8 protein-coding genes are annotated in these 14,152 nt (G+C 70.1%); 4 read left to right on the top strand and 4 right to left on the bottom strand.

Annotated elements, in window-relative coordinates:
• The 3 genes from ACFXPK_RS20830 to ACFXPK_RS20840 all read left to right on the top strand — a co-directional run bounded on the left by ACFXPK_RS20830 (window position 1) and on the right by ACFXPK_RS20840 (window position 3,361).
• Window positions 1-981, top strand: a complete 981-nt coding sequence (locus ACFXPK_RS20830; protein ID WP_384991250.1) for a carbohydrate ABC transporter permease — start codon at window positions 1-3, stop codon at window positions 979-981.
• Between the two features lie 82 nt (window positions 982-1,063).
• Window positions 1,064-1,855, top strand: coding sequence for a carbohydrate ABC transporter permease (locus ACFXPK_RS20835; RefSeq protein WP_385077433.1), 792 nt, complete (start codon window positions 1,064-1,066; stop codon window positions 1,853-1,855).
• Window positions 1,856-1,948: 93 nt separating this feature from the next.
• A complete protein-coding gene (locus ACFXPK_RS20840; protein ID WP_385077436.1) occupies window positions 1,949-3,361 on the top strand; it encodes a DUF4832 domain-containing protein in 1,413 nt (470 codons plus the stop codon).
• Between the two features lie 49 nt (window positions 3,362-3,410).
• Here ACFXPK_RS20840 and ACFXPK_RS20845 read toward each other — a convergent pair whose 3' ends face one another.
• From ACFXPK_RS20845 to ACFXPK_RS20860, 4 genes are all read right to left on the bottom strand, one after another.
• Entirely contained in the window at window positions 3,411-7,817 is a 4,407-nt protein-coding gene (locus tag ACFXPK_RS20845; protein ID WP_385077438.1) for a GH92 family glycosyl hydrolase, read from the bottom strand.
• A 263-nt stretch (window positions 7,818-8,080) separates the two neighbouring features.
• Window positions 8,081-8,797, bottom strand: coding sequence for a family 16 glycoside hydrolase (locus ACFXPK_RS20850; protein ID WP_385077441.1), 717 nt, complete (start codon window positions 8,795-8,797; stop codon window positions 8,081-8,083).
• A complete protein-coding gene (gene wecB, locus ACFXPK_RS20855; RefSeq protein WP_384991316.1) occupies window positions 8,794-9,927 on the bottom strand; it encodes a non-hydrolyzing UDP-N-acetylglucosamine 2-epimerase in 1,134 nt (377 codons plus the stop codon). Before wecB ends, ACFXPK_RS20850 begins: the two co-directional genes overlap by 4 nt.
• Window positions 9,928-10,255: 328 nt before the next feature.
• Window positions 10,256-11,497 (bottom strand): glycosyltransferase family 2 protein, encoded by a 1,242-nt coding sequence (locus ACFXPK_RS20860; protein WP_384991239.1) that lies wholly within the window; start codon window positions 11,495-11,497, stop codon window positions 10,256-10,258.
• Window positions 11,498-12,076: 579 nt separating this feature from the next.
• Here ACFXPK_RS20860 and ACFXPK_RS20865 point away from each other — a divergent pair.
• Complete coding sequence (locus tag ACFXPK_RS20865; protein WP_385077444.1) at window positions 12,077-13,939, top strand: DUF2334 domain-containing protein; 1,863 nt, start codon at window positions 12,077-12,079, stop codon at window positions 13,937-13,939.
• Window positions 13,940-14,152 lie beyond the last annotated feature (213 nt).

Consider the following 14,152-nt stretch of genomic DNA (forward strand, 5'->3'; position numbering starts at 1 on the left):
ATGACGATCACCAGCACACCCGAGGCCCGGAACGGGAAACCCTCCCCGGCGCGCCGGCCGGACTCCCCCGGCCGACGGCGCGCACGCCGGGACCGTACCGTCGAGGCCCTGTGGGGGTACGCGTTCATCGCGCCCGCCGGTCTGGGGCTCGCGGTCTTCTACCTGTGGCCCGTCGTGCAGACCGGCTACTTCTCGTTCACCAAGTGGGGGGCGTTCGGCGGGCACACCTGGTACGGCCTCGGCAACTACCAACGTCTGCTGACCGACCCGGAGTTCGGGCAGGCGCTGCTCAACACGGTGCTGTACACCGTGCTGGGGCTGGTCGCGATCCCGCTCGCCGTCGTCTTCGCCGCGCTCCTCAACCGGGAGGGGCTTCGGGGTACGGGGATCTACCGCACCCTGTTCTTCCTGCCCGTCGTCACCATGCCGGTGGCCATCGCCATGGTCTGGCGGTGGCTGTACAACGGCGACTACGGACTGATCAACCATGTGCTGTCGCTGGTCGGGATCGACGGTCCCAATTGGGTCGCCGACCCCGACACCGCGCTGTTCGCGCTGGTCGTGGTGGGGGCCTGGAGCAGCCTCGGCTACAACTTGATCATCTTCCTGGCGGGGATGCAGGCGATCCCCAAGGAGTACTACGACGCCGCGGCCATCGACGGCGCGGGTCCGGTACGGCAGTTCTTCAGGATCACGGTCCCGCTGATCTCCCCCACCGCGTTCTTCGTCTCGGTCATCTCGGTGATCGGTTCCCTGCAACTCTTCGATCTGGTCTACGTGCTGGTGGGTTCGGGCCAGACCGCGCGGGCGAACCCGGCCTTCCCCCGGCTGGAGACGGTCGTCCAGCTCTTCTACGACCGGGCTTTCGTGACCAACGACCGCGGTTACGCGGCGGCGATCGTGATGGCGCTGCTGCTGCTCATCATCGCGCTGACCGCCCTTCAGTTCAGGCTCCAGAAGAGGTGGGTGCACTATGGCTGAGGCCCGTCCGTACGCCGATCCGTCCCGGCGCGGTACCCGGTCGCGGAAGCGGTCGGCATCCCGGTGGCGGTCCCATGCCGGGGTGCACGCCGTACTGATCCCCGCCTCCCTGGTGATGGTCGCGCCCTTCCTCTGGCAGGTCGTCACCTCCCTCAAGTCGCTCTCCAGCGCCACCCGCGTCCCGCCGTCGCTCCTGCCCGAGGGGCGCTGGGAGAACTACGGGCGGATGTTCGACCTGCTGCCGTTCGGCGACCAGTTCCTCAACACCGCGCTGATGGCGGCGGGCCGTACGGCCGGGCAGATCCTGCTCTGCCCACTGGCCGCGTACGCGTTCGCACGGCTCCGCTTCCCGGGGCGCGGGGTGCTGTTCGGGCTCTTCCTGTCCGTACTGATGGTGCCGCCGCAGCTCTTCATCCTGCCGCAGTACGAGATCATGGCGATCCTCGGCTGGCTCAACTCCCTCCAGGCCATCGTCGTACCGGGGATGTTCAGCGCGTTCGGTGTGTTCCTGCTGCGGCAGTTCTTCCTCGGTCTGCCCCCGGAACTGGAGGAGGCGGCCCGCCTCGACGGCGCGGGACCGCTGCGGATCTACTGGTCCGTGATGCTGCCGCTGGCCCGCCCCGGGGTGATCGCGCTGTCCGTACTCGCGCTGCTCTGGTCGTGGAACGATCTGTTCTGGCCGCTGGTGGTGAACACCGACCCGGAGAAGATGACGCTCTCGGCGGGACTCACCGCCCTCCAGGGGCAGTTCCAGACCGACTACCCGGTGCTGATGGCGGGCTCCCTGCTCGCCTCCCTGCCCATGATCGCCGTCTTCGTGCTGCTCCAGCGCCAGTTCATCCAGGGGATCGCTCACACCGGCGTCAAAGGCTGAGCGCCGCGCGGCTCCCGCGCCCCCACCACCCCCCATGCTCCCGGCCGCCCGACCGGCCGGGCCCCCACCGGACTCCAGAACAGGAATCACCCGATGAGAAGACCCCTCCTCCGACCGTCGCTCACCAGGAGCCTCACCGCGATGGGGCTGCTGGGCGCACTGCTGGTCGGTGCCTCCCCCGTCTCCGCCCAGGTCGCCCGGGCGGACGGGGAGACCGCCGCGAGCGCCGACTCGGTGACGTACCCCCAGACCACCGAAGCGTTCGCCAACCCCGAGCGCGGCTTCTACCACCACACCGAGAGCTGCGACAAGAGCGACTTCAGCGCGGCCACCCTCCAGAGCTACCGCACCAGCGAGGGCATCTCCCTGGTGATGTGCGTCTTCTATCTGGCCGAGTTCAAGAACAGCGCCATCGGCCAGAGCGCGCTCGACCGGCTCCAGCGGCAGTTCGCCGCCGTACGGAGCGCCGGTCTCAAGGCGATCGTCCGGTTCGCCTACACCGAGTCCACCGACGGCGCCGACGCGCCCAAGGACCGGGTGCTCGCCCATCTGGACCAGTTGGCGCCGTACCTCCGCGCGAACAGCGATGTGATCTACGTGGTGCAGGCCGGCTTCGTCGGGGCCTGGGGAGAGGGGTACTACACCAAGAACTTCGGCGACGCGGGCAATGTGACCACCGCCGACTGGGCCAACCGCAAGGCCGTCGTCGACAGGACGCTCGCCTCACTGCCGTCGAACCGCATGGTGCAGCTGCGCACGCCCAAGTACAAGCGGACCATGTACGGCACCACCCCGCTGCCGGCCGGTCAGGCGTACGACGGCTCGTCGCTCGCCCGGCTCGGCCACCACAACGACTGCTTCCTCGCCAGCGCGGACGACTACGGCACCTACGAGAACCCCGCCGTCGAATACCCCTATCTGGCGGCCGAGACCTCCTATCTCGCGATGGGCGGCGAGACCTGTGGAGTCAACACACCGCGGACGAGCTGTCCCACCACACTGTCCGAGCTGAAGATGTTCCACTGGTCGTACCTCAACACCGACTACGAGCCGAACGTCATCAACGGCTGGCGAAGCGGTGGCTGTCTGCCCGAGGTCACCCGGAACCTGGGCTACCGGTTCGCCCTTCAGAACGGCACCTTCCCCAGCACGGCGGCCAAAGGCGGATCCCTGCCGGTGCGCTTCACCGTCAGGAACGACGGGTTCGCGGCGCCGTTCAATCCGCGCGGTCTCGAACTGGTCCTGCGCAACACCTCGACGTCCCAGGTGTACCGGCTGCCGATGAGCGGTGACCCGCGGAGCTGGGCGGCCGGCACCACCACCACGGTCGACCGGACGGTGACGCTGCCCGCCAACCTGCCGGCGGGCAGCTACAGCCTGCTGCTCAACCTCCCCGACCCCCAGTTGTCGCAGCGGCCCGAGTACTCCCTCAGGCTCGCCAACCAGGGCACGTGGGAGGCGTCGACCGGCTACAACAACCTGCTGCACACGCTCACCGTGAGCTGATCCGCGGGTCGGGCCGTCGGCCCCCGGGGCTCACCGGATCCCCGGGGGCTCACCGGTGCGAGGCGGTGGCGGGGGCCGGCGGGGTGTCGTCCGTGACGTGTTTCGTCCCGTCCTCGTCCTTGGTGATCGTAAACGCGTCCAGGGTCTCTCCGGGCTTCTTGTCGGTCGTCGGCCGGTTGTCCCAGGTGGCGGCCACCACCGCCTCGTAACGGAGCCGGTCCGCCGAGACCGTGATGCCCTGGAAGGTCGAGGTGTGGCCCGCGCGGACGACCTGGGTCGCGCCGTTGCGGGTCCACACGTTGTCGTCGGCGGGTGCCAGTTCGTAGTACTTCGGGCCGGATACGGCGACGGTGTAGACGGGGCCCGTGGTCACCCCGGGTGTTCCGGTCGCCCTGGTGTTCAGATGGCCTCGGGCGTAGACATGGTCGTGGCCCATGAGCACCAGGTCGATGTCCTGGCGTTCGAAGACCGGGAGCCACGCGTCACGGACCGGTTTCTCGTCGCGTCCCTCGGCGGCGGAGAAGACCGGCTGGTGGAAGACGGCGACGGCCCACCGGTTGGGGTTGTCCTCCAGGATCGTGTCGAGCCACCGTGACTGAAGTGCGAGCCAGAGCTTCTCCGGGTCGGGGCAGTTCTCCGAGCAGGACGGCAGGCCGGGCGGTGTCATCAGGTCCCTGGCGTCACCGGTGCTGGCGTTCAGGGTGATGAAGCGGACGCCCTGGTAGTCGGTGTAGTACGCGGTCTCCGTCAGCGCCTCGGCCATGTGCGCCTCGTAGGCGGCGCGTTGGCGTTCGGCGGGGGTGTCGTTCTTCGCCGGGGTGGCGGCGGGGCCGTTGGCCGGGTACGCGAACGTCGACTTCCAGGTCTTCAGGAACCGGTCCGCGTTGTACTCGTGGTTGCCGGGGGCGGCGATCACATTGGTGGTCTGGCGGTGCCCGTCCATGGCACCGAACCACTCCTCCCATTCGGCGTCGTTGCCACCGGAGTTGACGAGATCACCGGCGTTGACACTGCCGACCGCGCCGGGGAAGCGCCCGTACGCCTGGTCGACGACCGGTGCCCACTTCTCCGTCAGCTCGTTCTGCGCGTCCCCGAAGTAGAGGAAGGTGAACTCCTCGCCGGGTGCCCGGGCCGTGGTGAAGGTGTGTACGGGGCTGAGCCGGTCGCCCGTCCCCACGCGGTACTCGTACCGGGTGCCGGTGCTCAGACCGGTGAGGACCGCCGAGTGGGCACGGGTGGGCAGACCGCCGCTGATCAGTTCCTCGTCGGTCACCGCCGTGACCTTCCGCCAGGGCGTGGTGGCACCCGCCTCGCGGACCAGCGCCTCGCCCGTGGAGATCGCGCTGCCGGTGCGCCAGGTCACGGCCTGGGAGGTCGCCGGGGTGGCGGTCGGGGTGAGCACGACGCGTTCCGGGCTCGCGCCGGGCACGTCCAGGTCGGGGTCGGAGGTGAGGGCGACGTCGAAGATGTGCATGATGCCGCGGTCGCTGCCCTGGGGCAGCACGACGGACCGCACCCGCTTGGCGGGGTCGAGCACCTGCGGCACGGTGCCGAAGACCAGCGTGCGCACCGTGTCCGCCGCGCCGCCCGCCTGGTTGCGGCCCCCGGTGACGACCAGTGGCACGTTGCCGAACCGGTAGGTGGTGCCGGGTGTCCAGTCGGTCAGGCCGACGGTGACGTTCTGCGTCGAGCCGTCGGTGTACTCGACGACCGCCGTCCCCTGGGAGGGACCGTTCGTGGCGAGGCCGAGGAAGGAGATCCCGGTCGCCGTGGTGCCCTTGCCGCCCCGGCCCGAGAGGTCGACGCGCTGGCCGTGCGGGATCCAGTTGTCGGGCTCGCCGGGCTCGGTCCCCGGCCAGGTGAACTCCACGCCGGTGTCCCCGAGGGGAAGCTTCGCGCCGGGGGTGGCGCCGGCCGCCGCCAGCTTCTCCCGGGAGAGGGAGTTGCCGCTGAGGTCGAGCGAGGCCAGATGGGACCGGCCGTCCGGTGAGACACCGACGTTGTTACGACTGTCGCCGCCCTCGGTGTACGACGGGGGCACGTCCCCCGCGCCGGTGCCCCAGGTCTTCGGAGCGCTGCCCATGGTGAAGGAGAGGTCGCCGCCGCGCCGGGTGAACTCCTCGCCCAGCCAGGATTTCGTGGTCGTCCGGCCGTCGACCTTCAGGCCGGTGATGTACGGCCTGCCGGTGGTGGCTCCCGGCGCCCTGACGGTGATCTCGCGTCCGGTGCCCGCGCTGTCGATGGTGATCCGGTCGAACATCGGGGAACTCAGGACGAGATCGGCGGTGCCGTAGACCGACGGCGACATGCCGAGCCCGGCCCATACGTACCAGGCGCTCAGCGCGCCCAGATCGTCGTTGCCCGGCAGGCCCGAGGGTGTCGTGTCGTACATCTCGCCGACCGCGCGGCGCAGCACGTCCGTGGTCCGGTGCGGCAGGCGCAGCCAGTTGTACACGTACGGCATGGAGAAGCTGGGCTGGTTGCTGAGGTAGGCGCCCTTCGTGTCGTACACGCCCGCGTCCAGGGAGGCGGTGTGCTCGTCCAGGTCCCTGGTGACGGCCTCGATGCCGCCGCGCTTCTCGATCAGGGTGCCGATGTTGTGCGGCACCATCCAGCCGTACTGGTAGCCGGTGGCCTGCTCGAACTGGTTGCCGCGCTCGCCGAGGTTGAAGGCGCGGTCGAAGCCGCCCCGGTCCCGGGGCCGTATCCGCCCGGTCTCCGGGTCGAGGACGTTCTGCCAGTTCTGGGCGCGTGCCATGAACCGCTCGCGCGTCCCGCTGTCACCGAGCCGCTGCGCGAGCCGGGCGATGGCGAAGTCGTCGACGGCGTACTCAAGTGTCTTGGAGGTGGCGGAGTCCCCCTTGCGGTTCTCGACGAAACCGGTGCTGAAGTACTGCTGGGCGTGGGCGCGCCGGGTGGTGTCGGCGGGCAGCGACTGCGTCGTCACCATCGAGTCGAGTGCGGCCCTGCGGTCGTAGCGCGTACTGCCGAAGGCGTCGACGGAGGAGAGGATCACCTGGAGCGAGTCGCCGCTCATCTTCTGCTGGGACTGGTTCAGATGGGGCCAGTTGGGCCAGGTCCCGGTCTGCCGCACCAGGTCCACGATGGACTGGTTGATGTCGTCGCCGACCTTCGGGAAGAGCAGGGCGACGAGCTGCGACTGGCCGCGGTACATGTCCCAGCCCGCGTAGGTGACGTAATGGTGCCGGCCGCGGGCGACGGTGCGTACGGTGCCGTCGTGGCCCGCGTACTGGCCGTTGGTGTCGTCGGCGGTGTTCGGGTGCAGCAGCGCGTGGTAGAGCGCGGTGTAGAACTTCACGCGCTCCGCCCGGGTACCGCCGCGTGCGTCGACCGTGCCCAGCGCGTCCTTCCACACCCGCGCGGCCTGCGCCCGGACGCTGTCGAAGGAGCGGCGGCCGGTCTCCTCGGCCGCGTTCTCGGCGGCGTTCGCCACGCTGACGTAGCTCAGACCGGTCCTCGCGGTGACCTGGGAGCCCCGGGGGAAGACCAGGTACGCGCCGGCGCGGTGTCTGCCCTCGCCGCCGCGCGCCGCGGTCGCTCCGGCGGTGACCCGGTCGCCCTGCCAGGTGCCGTACGAGGTGAACGGACGGTCGTAGGTGGTCGAGAAGTAGGCGCGGTAACGGCCCCCCTCGTCGCACACCGAGGCCGTCTCCACCCAGCCGCTGACCGTACGGCCCCGGACGGTGACCTCGCTGTCGAAGACCCGGTTGTTCGAGCCGGCCACGTCCACGATCAGGGTCGAACTGCCGCCGGTCCCGGTGGGAAAGCCGAAGCGGCTGACCGCCGTGCGGGTCGTCGCGGTCAGCTCGGTGTTCACGCCGTTGCCGAGACCGACCCGGTAGTAGCCGGGCCGCGCCGTCTCGTCGCCGTGGTCGAAGTCGAGGTGGTACGAACCGGTCCCGGACGCCGGGCTCGTCGGCAGGGCGCCGTCGGGGAGCGCCCCGGTGTAGGGCAGCACGGGGAAGTCGAAGGCGCTGAACCGGCCTTCGCAGCCGGTGCCGGACAGCCTTGTCATGCCGAAGCCGCGGATCTTGTCGGCGGTGTACTCGTACCCGCCCTTCTGGTCGCCGTCGCTCGACCGGTACGTCGTCGGGCTCGACTGGACCATGCCGAACGGCACGGTGGCGCCCGGCCAGGTGTTGCCGTACGCGCTGTTGCCCTTGTTCTGCCCCGTGTCCAGCTCCGTGCCGATGAACTGGTCGACCGCGTCGTAGGCGCTCACCTCGCGGCCGGAGCCACCGGGGCCGCCGGAACCCCGGGGCTCGCCGGCCCGGGACTCGGTGGTCCTGGCGGTGGCGGTGGCGGGGGCCAGTCCGGCGAGGAGCGCGCCGGAGAGCAGCGCGGCGAGCGCGGCGGTGCGCAGACGGCCGGCTCCGGACGGCGGCCGATGCCGCCGCGCCGACGGACCGCGGGCGGCCCGGATCGAGTCCCGCATGGCGGTGATCCTCTCGGTTCGTGCCGGACGGTGGTCCGTGACCCGGGCGCGCCCGGGTCCGTCCGACGTCTGACATCGTTGTCGCGCGGTCTTCCGACCCACGCGGTCCCCTACTGTGCTCGGCACAGTTTTCCCTCGGTGATCAGTCAGGGGAAGCCTCGGACAACGAGTCGTCGCCCGTCGGTCAACTCGAAGTGATATGCGAGCGGCTTCAGTTGGCCGGACAGAGCGCCTCCCGCGCCGACGGGAGGCGGTCCGCGCGGTCATCCCTCCGGCTCGGCGACCGTGATGTCCCGGAACTCCACCCGCGCGTCCTCGGTGTAGCCGCCCACACTGCCCGCCGTGTACGGCCGTTCGGTGTCGGTGAACGCGACCACCTCACGGTCGTCCACCGTCACCGTCATCCGCGGGCCGCGCTGCCGCACCCGGATGTCCGACCAGTCGCCGACGGGGAACCGCGGCGTGCCGGTGGCCAGGAACCGCTGTCCGCCCCGGTATTCGGGGTCCCGTTTGCCCAGTTCCCAGCCGTTGGGCTTGAGCGCCAGATAGTAGAAGTGCTCCGGGTCGGTGTAGGCCCAGACCAGCCAGGCCACCTCCCAGGGGTTGGGCTCCGGTGTGCGCAGTTGCTCGACGGTACGCATCCGCGCCCGGTAGTCCAGTCGCCCGTACCGTGCGGTGGAGACGACCAGACAGGCGTGGGTTCGGTCGCGCTCGCGGGCCGCGCGCGGGGTGAGCGTGAGTTCGTCCACCCCGCCGGTGTTGCCCCCGTACCCGTGGAACACCGAGCGCCAGGGGCCGTGCACCGTGCCGTCCTGCCAGGACGCGGCGGAGGGGGCGCGCCTCTCCTCTTCCCAGAGGCCCGCCAGCACCACCCCGCCGGTCGCCAGGACGACGAAGGCCAGCACCAGTCCCCCGGCCCGACGCCAGTCACACCACTGCCGGTTGCCCGGACTCCGGTCGCTCCACCGCACGGTCCTCATGCCGCCGGATCGTACGTGCCGGCGAGGGCGCCGCGCCCCGGTTCCGTACCACCGCCGAAGTCCTCGGTGAGGCGGGCGACGATACGGTCGGCGGCCCGGCCGTCGCCGAACGGGTTGCCCGCCCCCGCCATCCGCCGGTACTCGTGCGGGTCGTCGAGCAGCCGGCCGGCGGCGGCGAGGATCGCGTCCGGATCGGTGCCCACCAGCCGGGCGGCCCCCACCTCCACCGCCTCCGGGCGTTCGGTGGTGGTCCGCAGCACCAGGGTCGGCTTGCCGAGGCTCGGGGCCTCCTCCTGGATCCCGCCGGAGTCGGTCAGCACCAGGTCGCAGGCGGCCAGGGTGGCGGCGAAGTCCAGATAGTCGAGCGGATCGACCACCCTCACCCCGGGATGCCCGGCCAGCGCGGGTAAGAGGGCCTCGCGCACCGCCGGGCTGCGGTGCAGCGGCAGGACGATCTCCACATCGCCCCGGTCGGCCAGCCGGCGCAGCGCGGCGCCCATCGCGCGCATCCGGTCGCCCTGGTTCTCCCGGCGGTGCAGGGTCAGGAGCACCCGCCGGCCGTCGGTGCGGAACGCGCTGCGTCCCGCGCCCTCCGCCAGCACCCACAGCAGATTGTCGACCACGGTGTTGCCCGTGGTCATGACCTGCTCGTCGGGGATGCCCTCGGCCCGCAGATGGCCGGCGGACCGGGTGGTGGGGGCGAAGTGCCAGCGGGCCATCCGGCCGATCAGCCGGCGGTTCAGCTCCTCGGGGAACGGGTTGTCGAGCACCCCGGTGCGCAGGCCCGCCTCGACATGGGCCACGGGGGTGTGCTCGTAGAAGGCGGCCAGCGCGCCGCACAGCGCCGTGGTGGTGTCGCCCTGGACCACCACCAGTTCGGGGCGTTCGGTCCTGATCACGGTGGCGAGCCCGTCCACGAGCCGGGCGGTCAGCTCCGAGAGCCGCTGCCGGTCGCGCATCACCGCCAGATCGGTCTTCACCCCGACCCCGAGCAGGCCGAGCATCTGCTGGAGCATCTCGCGGTGCTGGCCGGTGGTCACCACCATCGGCTGGAAGAGGGTGGAGGCGGCCATCGCCCGGATCACCGGGGCCAGTTTGATCGCCTCGGGCCGGGTACCGAGGACGAGCATGGTGCGTACGGTCCCGGGCGTGCCGGGTCCGGTCTCCGGGGCGGTCGTGGCAGCCGTGACGGCCGTGGCGGAGGACAGGGGTCTGCCTGATGTGGACATGGGTCTCCCTTGGCTGGGCGAGCGGAAGGAGCACGAACGGTGGAGGAGCACGAACGGTGAAAGGGCACAACGGTGTTGCTCGTGTTGCTCTCGCGTTGGGCGTGTTGCGCGTGTTGCTCGTGTTTCTGGTGGCACGGGAGGCGCTGGTGGCACGGGCGTACGGTGCACGGTCAGGCGCGGTGCTCGATCAGAGGCGGTGCTCGGTTCGGGGCGCGGTGCGGTACGTGGGTCAGCTGCGGGCGGTCTTGAGCCAGGTCCGTTTGCCGGTGGCGGTCCGCCACAGCCCCCACCAGCCGGACGCGAACCAGATGTAGCCGTAGATCACGAAGACATGTCCGAGCAGGGCCGCGTGGAGCGCGCCGAGCGACCGCTCGCGCCGCCGGTACACGAAGCCGTAGATCCAGGCCGCGGTGAACGACAGCAGGTACGGGCCGAGGAACCACATCAAGGAGACCTGCGCGTGGCCGGTCATGAGGGACCCCACGACCGTACCCACCACGGCGACCAGGAAGGACAGCGGCAGCAGCGAGGTGAGCAGGATCAGCACCGGGCTGGAGAGGTGGTAGATCAGGTCCATCGCCGCCCGGCCGGGAACGTCACGCAGGATCAGCGGCACCAGGTTGGCCGACTGGAGGTGGCCCTGGAACCAGCGGGACCGCTGGCGGATCAGCCGCCGCAGGTTCAGTACGGCCTGCTGGGAGACGGCCGCCGTGGTGCAGTGCTGGTTGGTCCAGCCGCGGGCGATCAGCCGCACCCCGAGGTCCAGGTCCTCGGTGAGGCTGTCGCTCCACGGGTCCTCGCCCAGTGTGTCGAGCGCGGACAGCCGCATGAACTGTCCGTTGCCGCCCATCCCCACACTGCCGATGAAGCGGCGGGCGCTCTGGAAGATGTCGCCGTAGACGACGAACTCCATGTCCTGGAGCCGGGCGAGCAGGCCCTCCCGCCGGTTGTACATCCGGACGCCGATCTGGGTGGCCCCGGTCATCGGGTCGTTGAAGAACGGGTCGACCGCGTCGATGACGTGCTGGTCCAGCCGGCCGTCCGCGTCGACCACACAGACGATGACATCCCCCGGGTCCCGGTCGCCGAGGAGCCCCGAGGCGCGCAGCAGACGTACCCCGTCGTTGAGCGCCGCGCCCTTGCCGAGCCGGGCGTTCGGCAACCGGCGCTGGTGGAGCCAGACGCGTTCCGGGTCGGCGGCGCGCGCTATCTCGGGCGTCCGGTCGTCGGAGGCGTCGTCGATGACCAGGGCGACGCAGTTCCCGGCGGGCAGGGCGGTTATTCGCGCGAGGCTTTCGGCCAGCACCATCTCCTCGTTGAGACAGGCCAGAAGAAAGACGTAGAAGCGCTGCTCACCGGAGTCGGGGCGGTAGGGCACCTGACGGCGGGAAAGCAGGAAGAGCGCGAAGTTGTACGTTCCCGCCATCGCGATCAGGGCGATGCTGGCCCATATCAGGACCTCCCCGATCACGACCGGTCCGCCGCGGTCCGGTCGCCTGCCACCGGAACACCACGATCAGCCGCGGAGAGCCCGGAGCGTAAACGCAAACGAGCCACCAACAGGCCGAAAACAATCAGGCAGTACAACAGAAAACCCGCACCCGCAGCGGCCTGCAAACCTCTGGCCAGCGGAATTCCGGGCATCGCCTCGGGCGCAGCAGCCAGGCCCACCAAGGGCAGGGCTGAACCCAAAACAGACCTACCATACATCGGTCCCCCACAGTCAACTCGGCGCAGGAGTGGCGGGCGCTCCCCAACGGAACCGCCTCTGCGCGCTTACGGAAAGTACCAGACGCATCACCCCGGCAGCACCCCCGGGGGAGGACTCTTCCGGCGCAATCACATGTCTGGATTTTCTCCCCAGAGGCCCCATTGACAGTCGGCCGGAATGGTCAGAAGAATCACCGGCCTGTCGAGCTCATTAATCCCGCCTGTGGAATTGCACGACGGGCAGGACAGGATCATCGCATCGATTGTCGGCCATGATCCGCCGATGCCTCAGCTCCTTGTTCCACGTAATGCGGGGTCCAAATCGAGGGGGGTACAAAGCATGAGTGAACCCTGGAGAAGAGCACGGTCGGCATGGCTGGCCGTGATCGCTCTCGCGATCGCCGCCTTGGTCGGCGGCGGCCTGCTGGCACCGGCCACCGCGGCCGACCGGGTCGGCCGTGGGGACGCCGACCGGTCGTCGGCACACACGCCTTCCACCGGTGTGCGCGCCGACGAACTGAAGGGCTGGGCGGCGGCGCAGCGCTCCGCCGACGCGGAGCGGCGGGCCGCCAAGAGCGCTCGTCCCACCGCCGGGAACCGGACATCGAAGCTGTCGAAGGGCCTCGCGTCGGCCGCCGGCCGGCAGGCGCGCACCGCGCCGCGGGCCGCCGAGCCCGGCGAGGCGAAGACACTGGTCCTGTACGACACCGCGGGCCCGTTCGGGCACCTCGGTGAGTTGTACGCGATGGGCGTGGCGAACCTCGGTGGCCACTTCGGCACCGTGGTCGCCAAGCCGGTCCAGGAGTACACCCCGGAGCTGATGGAGGCGTTCGACGCCACCGTGTACATCGGCTCCACGTACTACGGCGAGGAGCTCCCGGACGCCGTGCCGGAGGACTTCTACCTCGACACACTGCTGTCCGAGCGGCCGGTGATCTGGATCGGCGAGAACATCTGGAACATGGCGAACTCCATCAGCCTCCAGGAGTTCCAGTACCGGTACGGCTGGGACCCGACGTCCTCCTTCTACGAGACGGACGGCAGCGTCGGCCAGATCAGCCGGGTCGACTACAAGGGCCAGCAGCTCACGCGGAAGATCCCGGCGGGCCAGGACGCCGGGGTGCTGCACCCGCACATCACGGCCGCCGCGGGCGATCCGCAGGTGACCGAGGTGGCGCGGGCGGTGGACACGGCCGGGGGGACGACCAGGACCTCGCCGTGGGCGATCCGTTCGGGCAATCTGACGTACATCGGTGAGATCCCCTTCACCTATGTCTCCGAGACGGACCGCATTCTCGCCTTCCAGGACATGCTGTTCGACGCGCTGGCGCCCGGGACGGCCGAGCAGCACCGCGCGATGGTGCGTCTGGAGGACATCACTCCGCTGTCCGACGCCACCAGCATGCGGGCGATCGCCGACTACCTGAAGTCGAAGAACATCCCGTACGGCATCAATGTCATCCCGGTGTACAGCGACCCCAAGGGCGTACAGAACAACGGTGTGGCCCGTACGGTCCGGCTCTCCCAGCGTCCGGCGCTGGTGAACACCCTCAAGTACATGCTGGCCAACGGCGCGGTGCTGATGGACCACGGCTACACGCATCAGTACGGCAACGCGGACAACCCGTACAACGGGCTGAGCGCCGACGACTTCGAGTTCTTCCGGGCCCATGTGGACGCCACCGACACGGTGATCTACGACGGTCCCGCGACGGAGGACTCGGCGGAGTGGGCGCAGGGCCGGGTCACCGCCGCGCTGGCCGAGTTCGCGCGGGTCGGCCTTCCGCAGCCCCGGCTGTGGGTCACCCCGCACTACGCGGCCTCGGCCACCGACTACCGGGTGTTCGCGCAGAACTTCGAGGCGAGGATGGAGCGTCCGCTGTACTTCGCGGGCACGCTGTCCGGTCAGCCGACCGATTCCAGCCGTTACCTCGGGCAGTTCTTCCCGTACCCCGTCACCGACGTCTACGGCTCGAAGGTGCTCCCGGAGAACCTGGGCAGCTACGAGCCCGACGCGCACAACAACAACCCGCCCCGGCTCGCGGCCGACCTGGTCAAGAACGCCAAGGCCAACCTCGCCGTGCGGGACGGCTTCGCCAGCTTCTACTACCACCCGTACCAGCCGGTGGAGCCGCTGAAGGAGACGGTCGAGGGCATCCTGGCGCTGGGCTACACCTTCGTCAGCCCGGAGAGCCTGCTCTGACCGGAATCGCACCCGCACCGCGTACCGCGTAGCACCGTTCGTACCGGTGGCACCGTTCACACCACGTGGCACCGTTCGTACCACGTGGCACCGTTCGTACCACGTGGCACCGTTCACACCCCGTGCCCGGTCCCGGCCCCCCCCCGCCCGGCGGGGCCCCCGGCGGGGCGCGGGGGCGCCGGCCCCCGGACGTGAGGGGCGGGATCGGTCGGG

The sequence above is a fragment of the Streptomyces sp. NPDC059142 genome (genome assembly GCF_042755665.1).
In the GTDB taxonomy this organism is placed as follows: Bacteria; Actinomycetota; Actinomycetes; order Streptomycetales; family Streptomycetaceae; genus Streptomyces.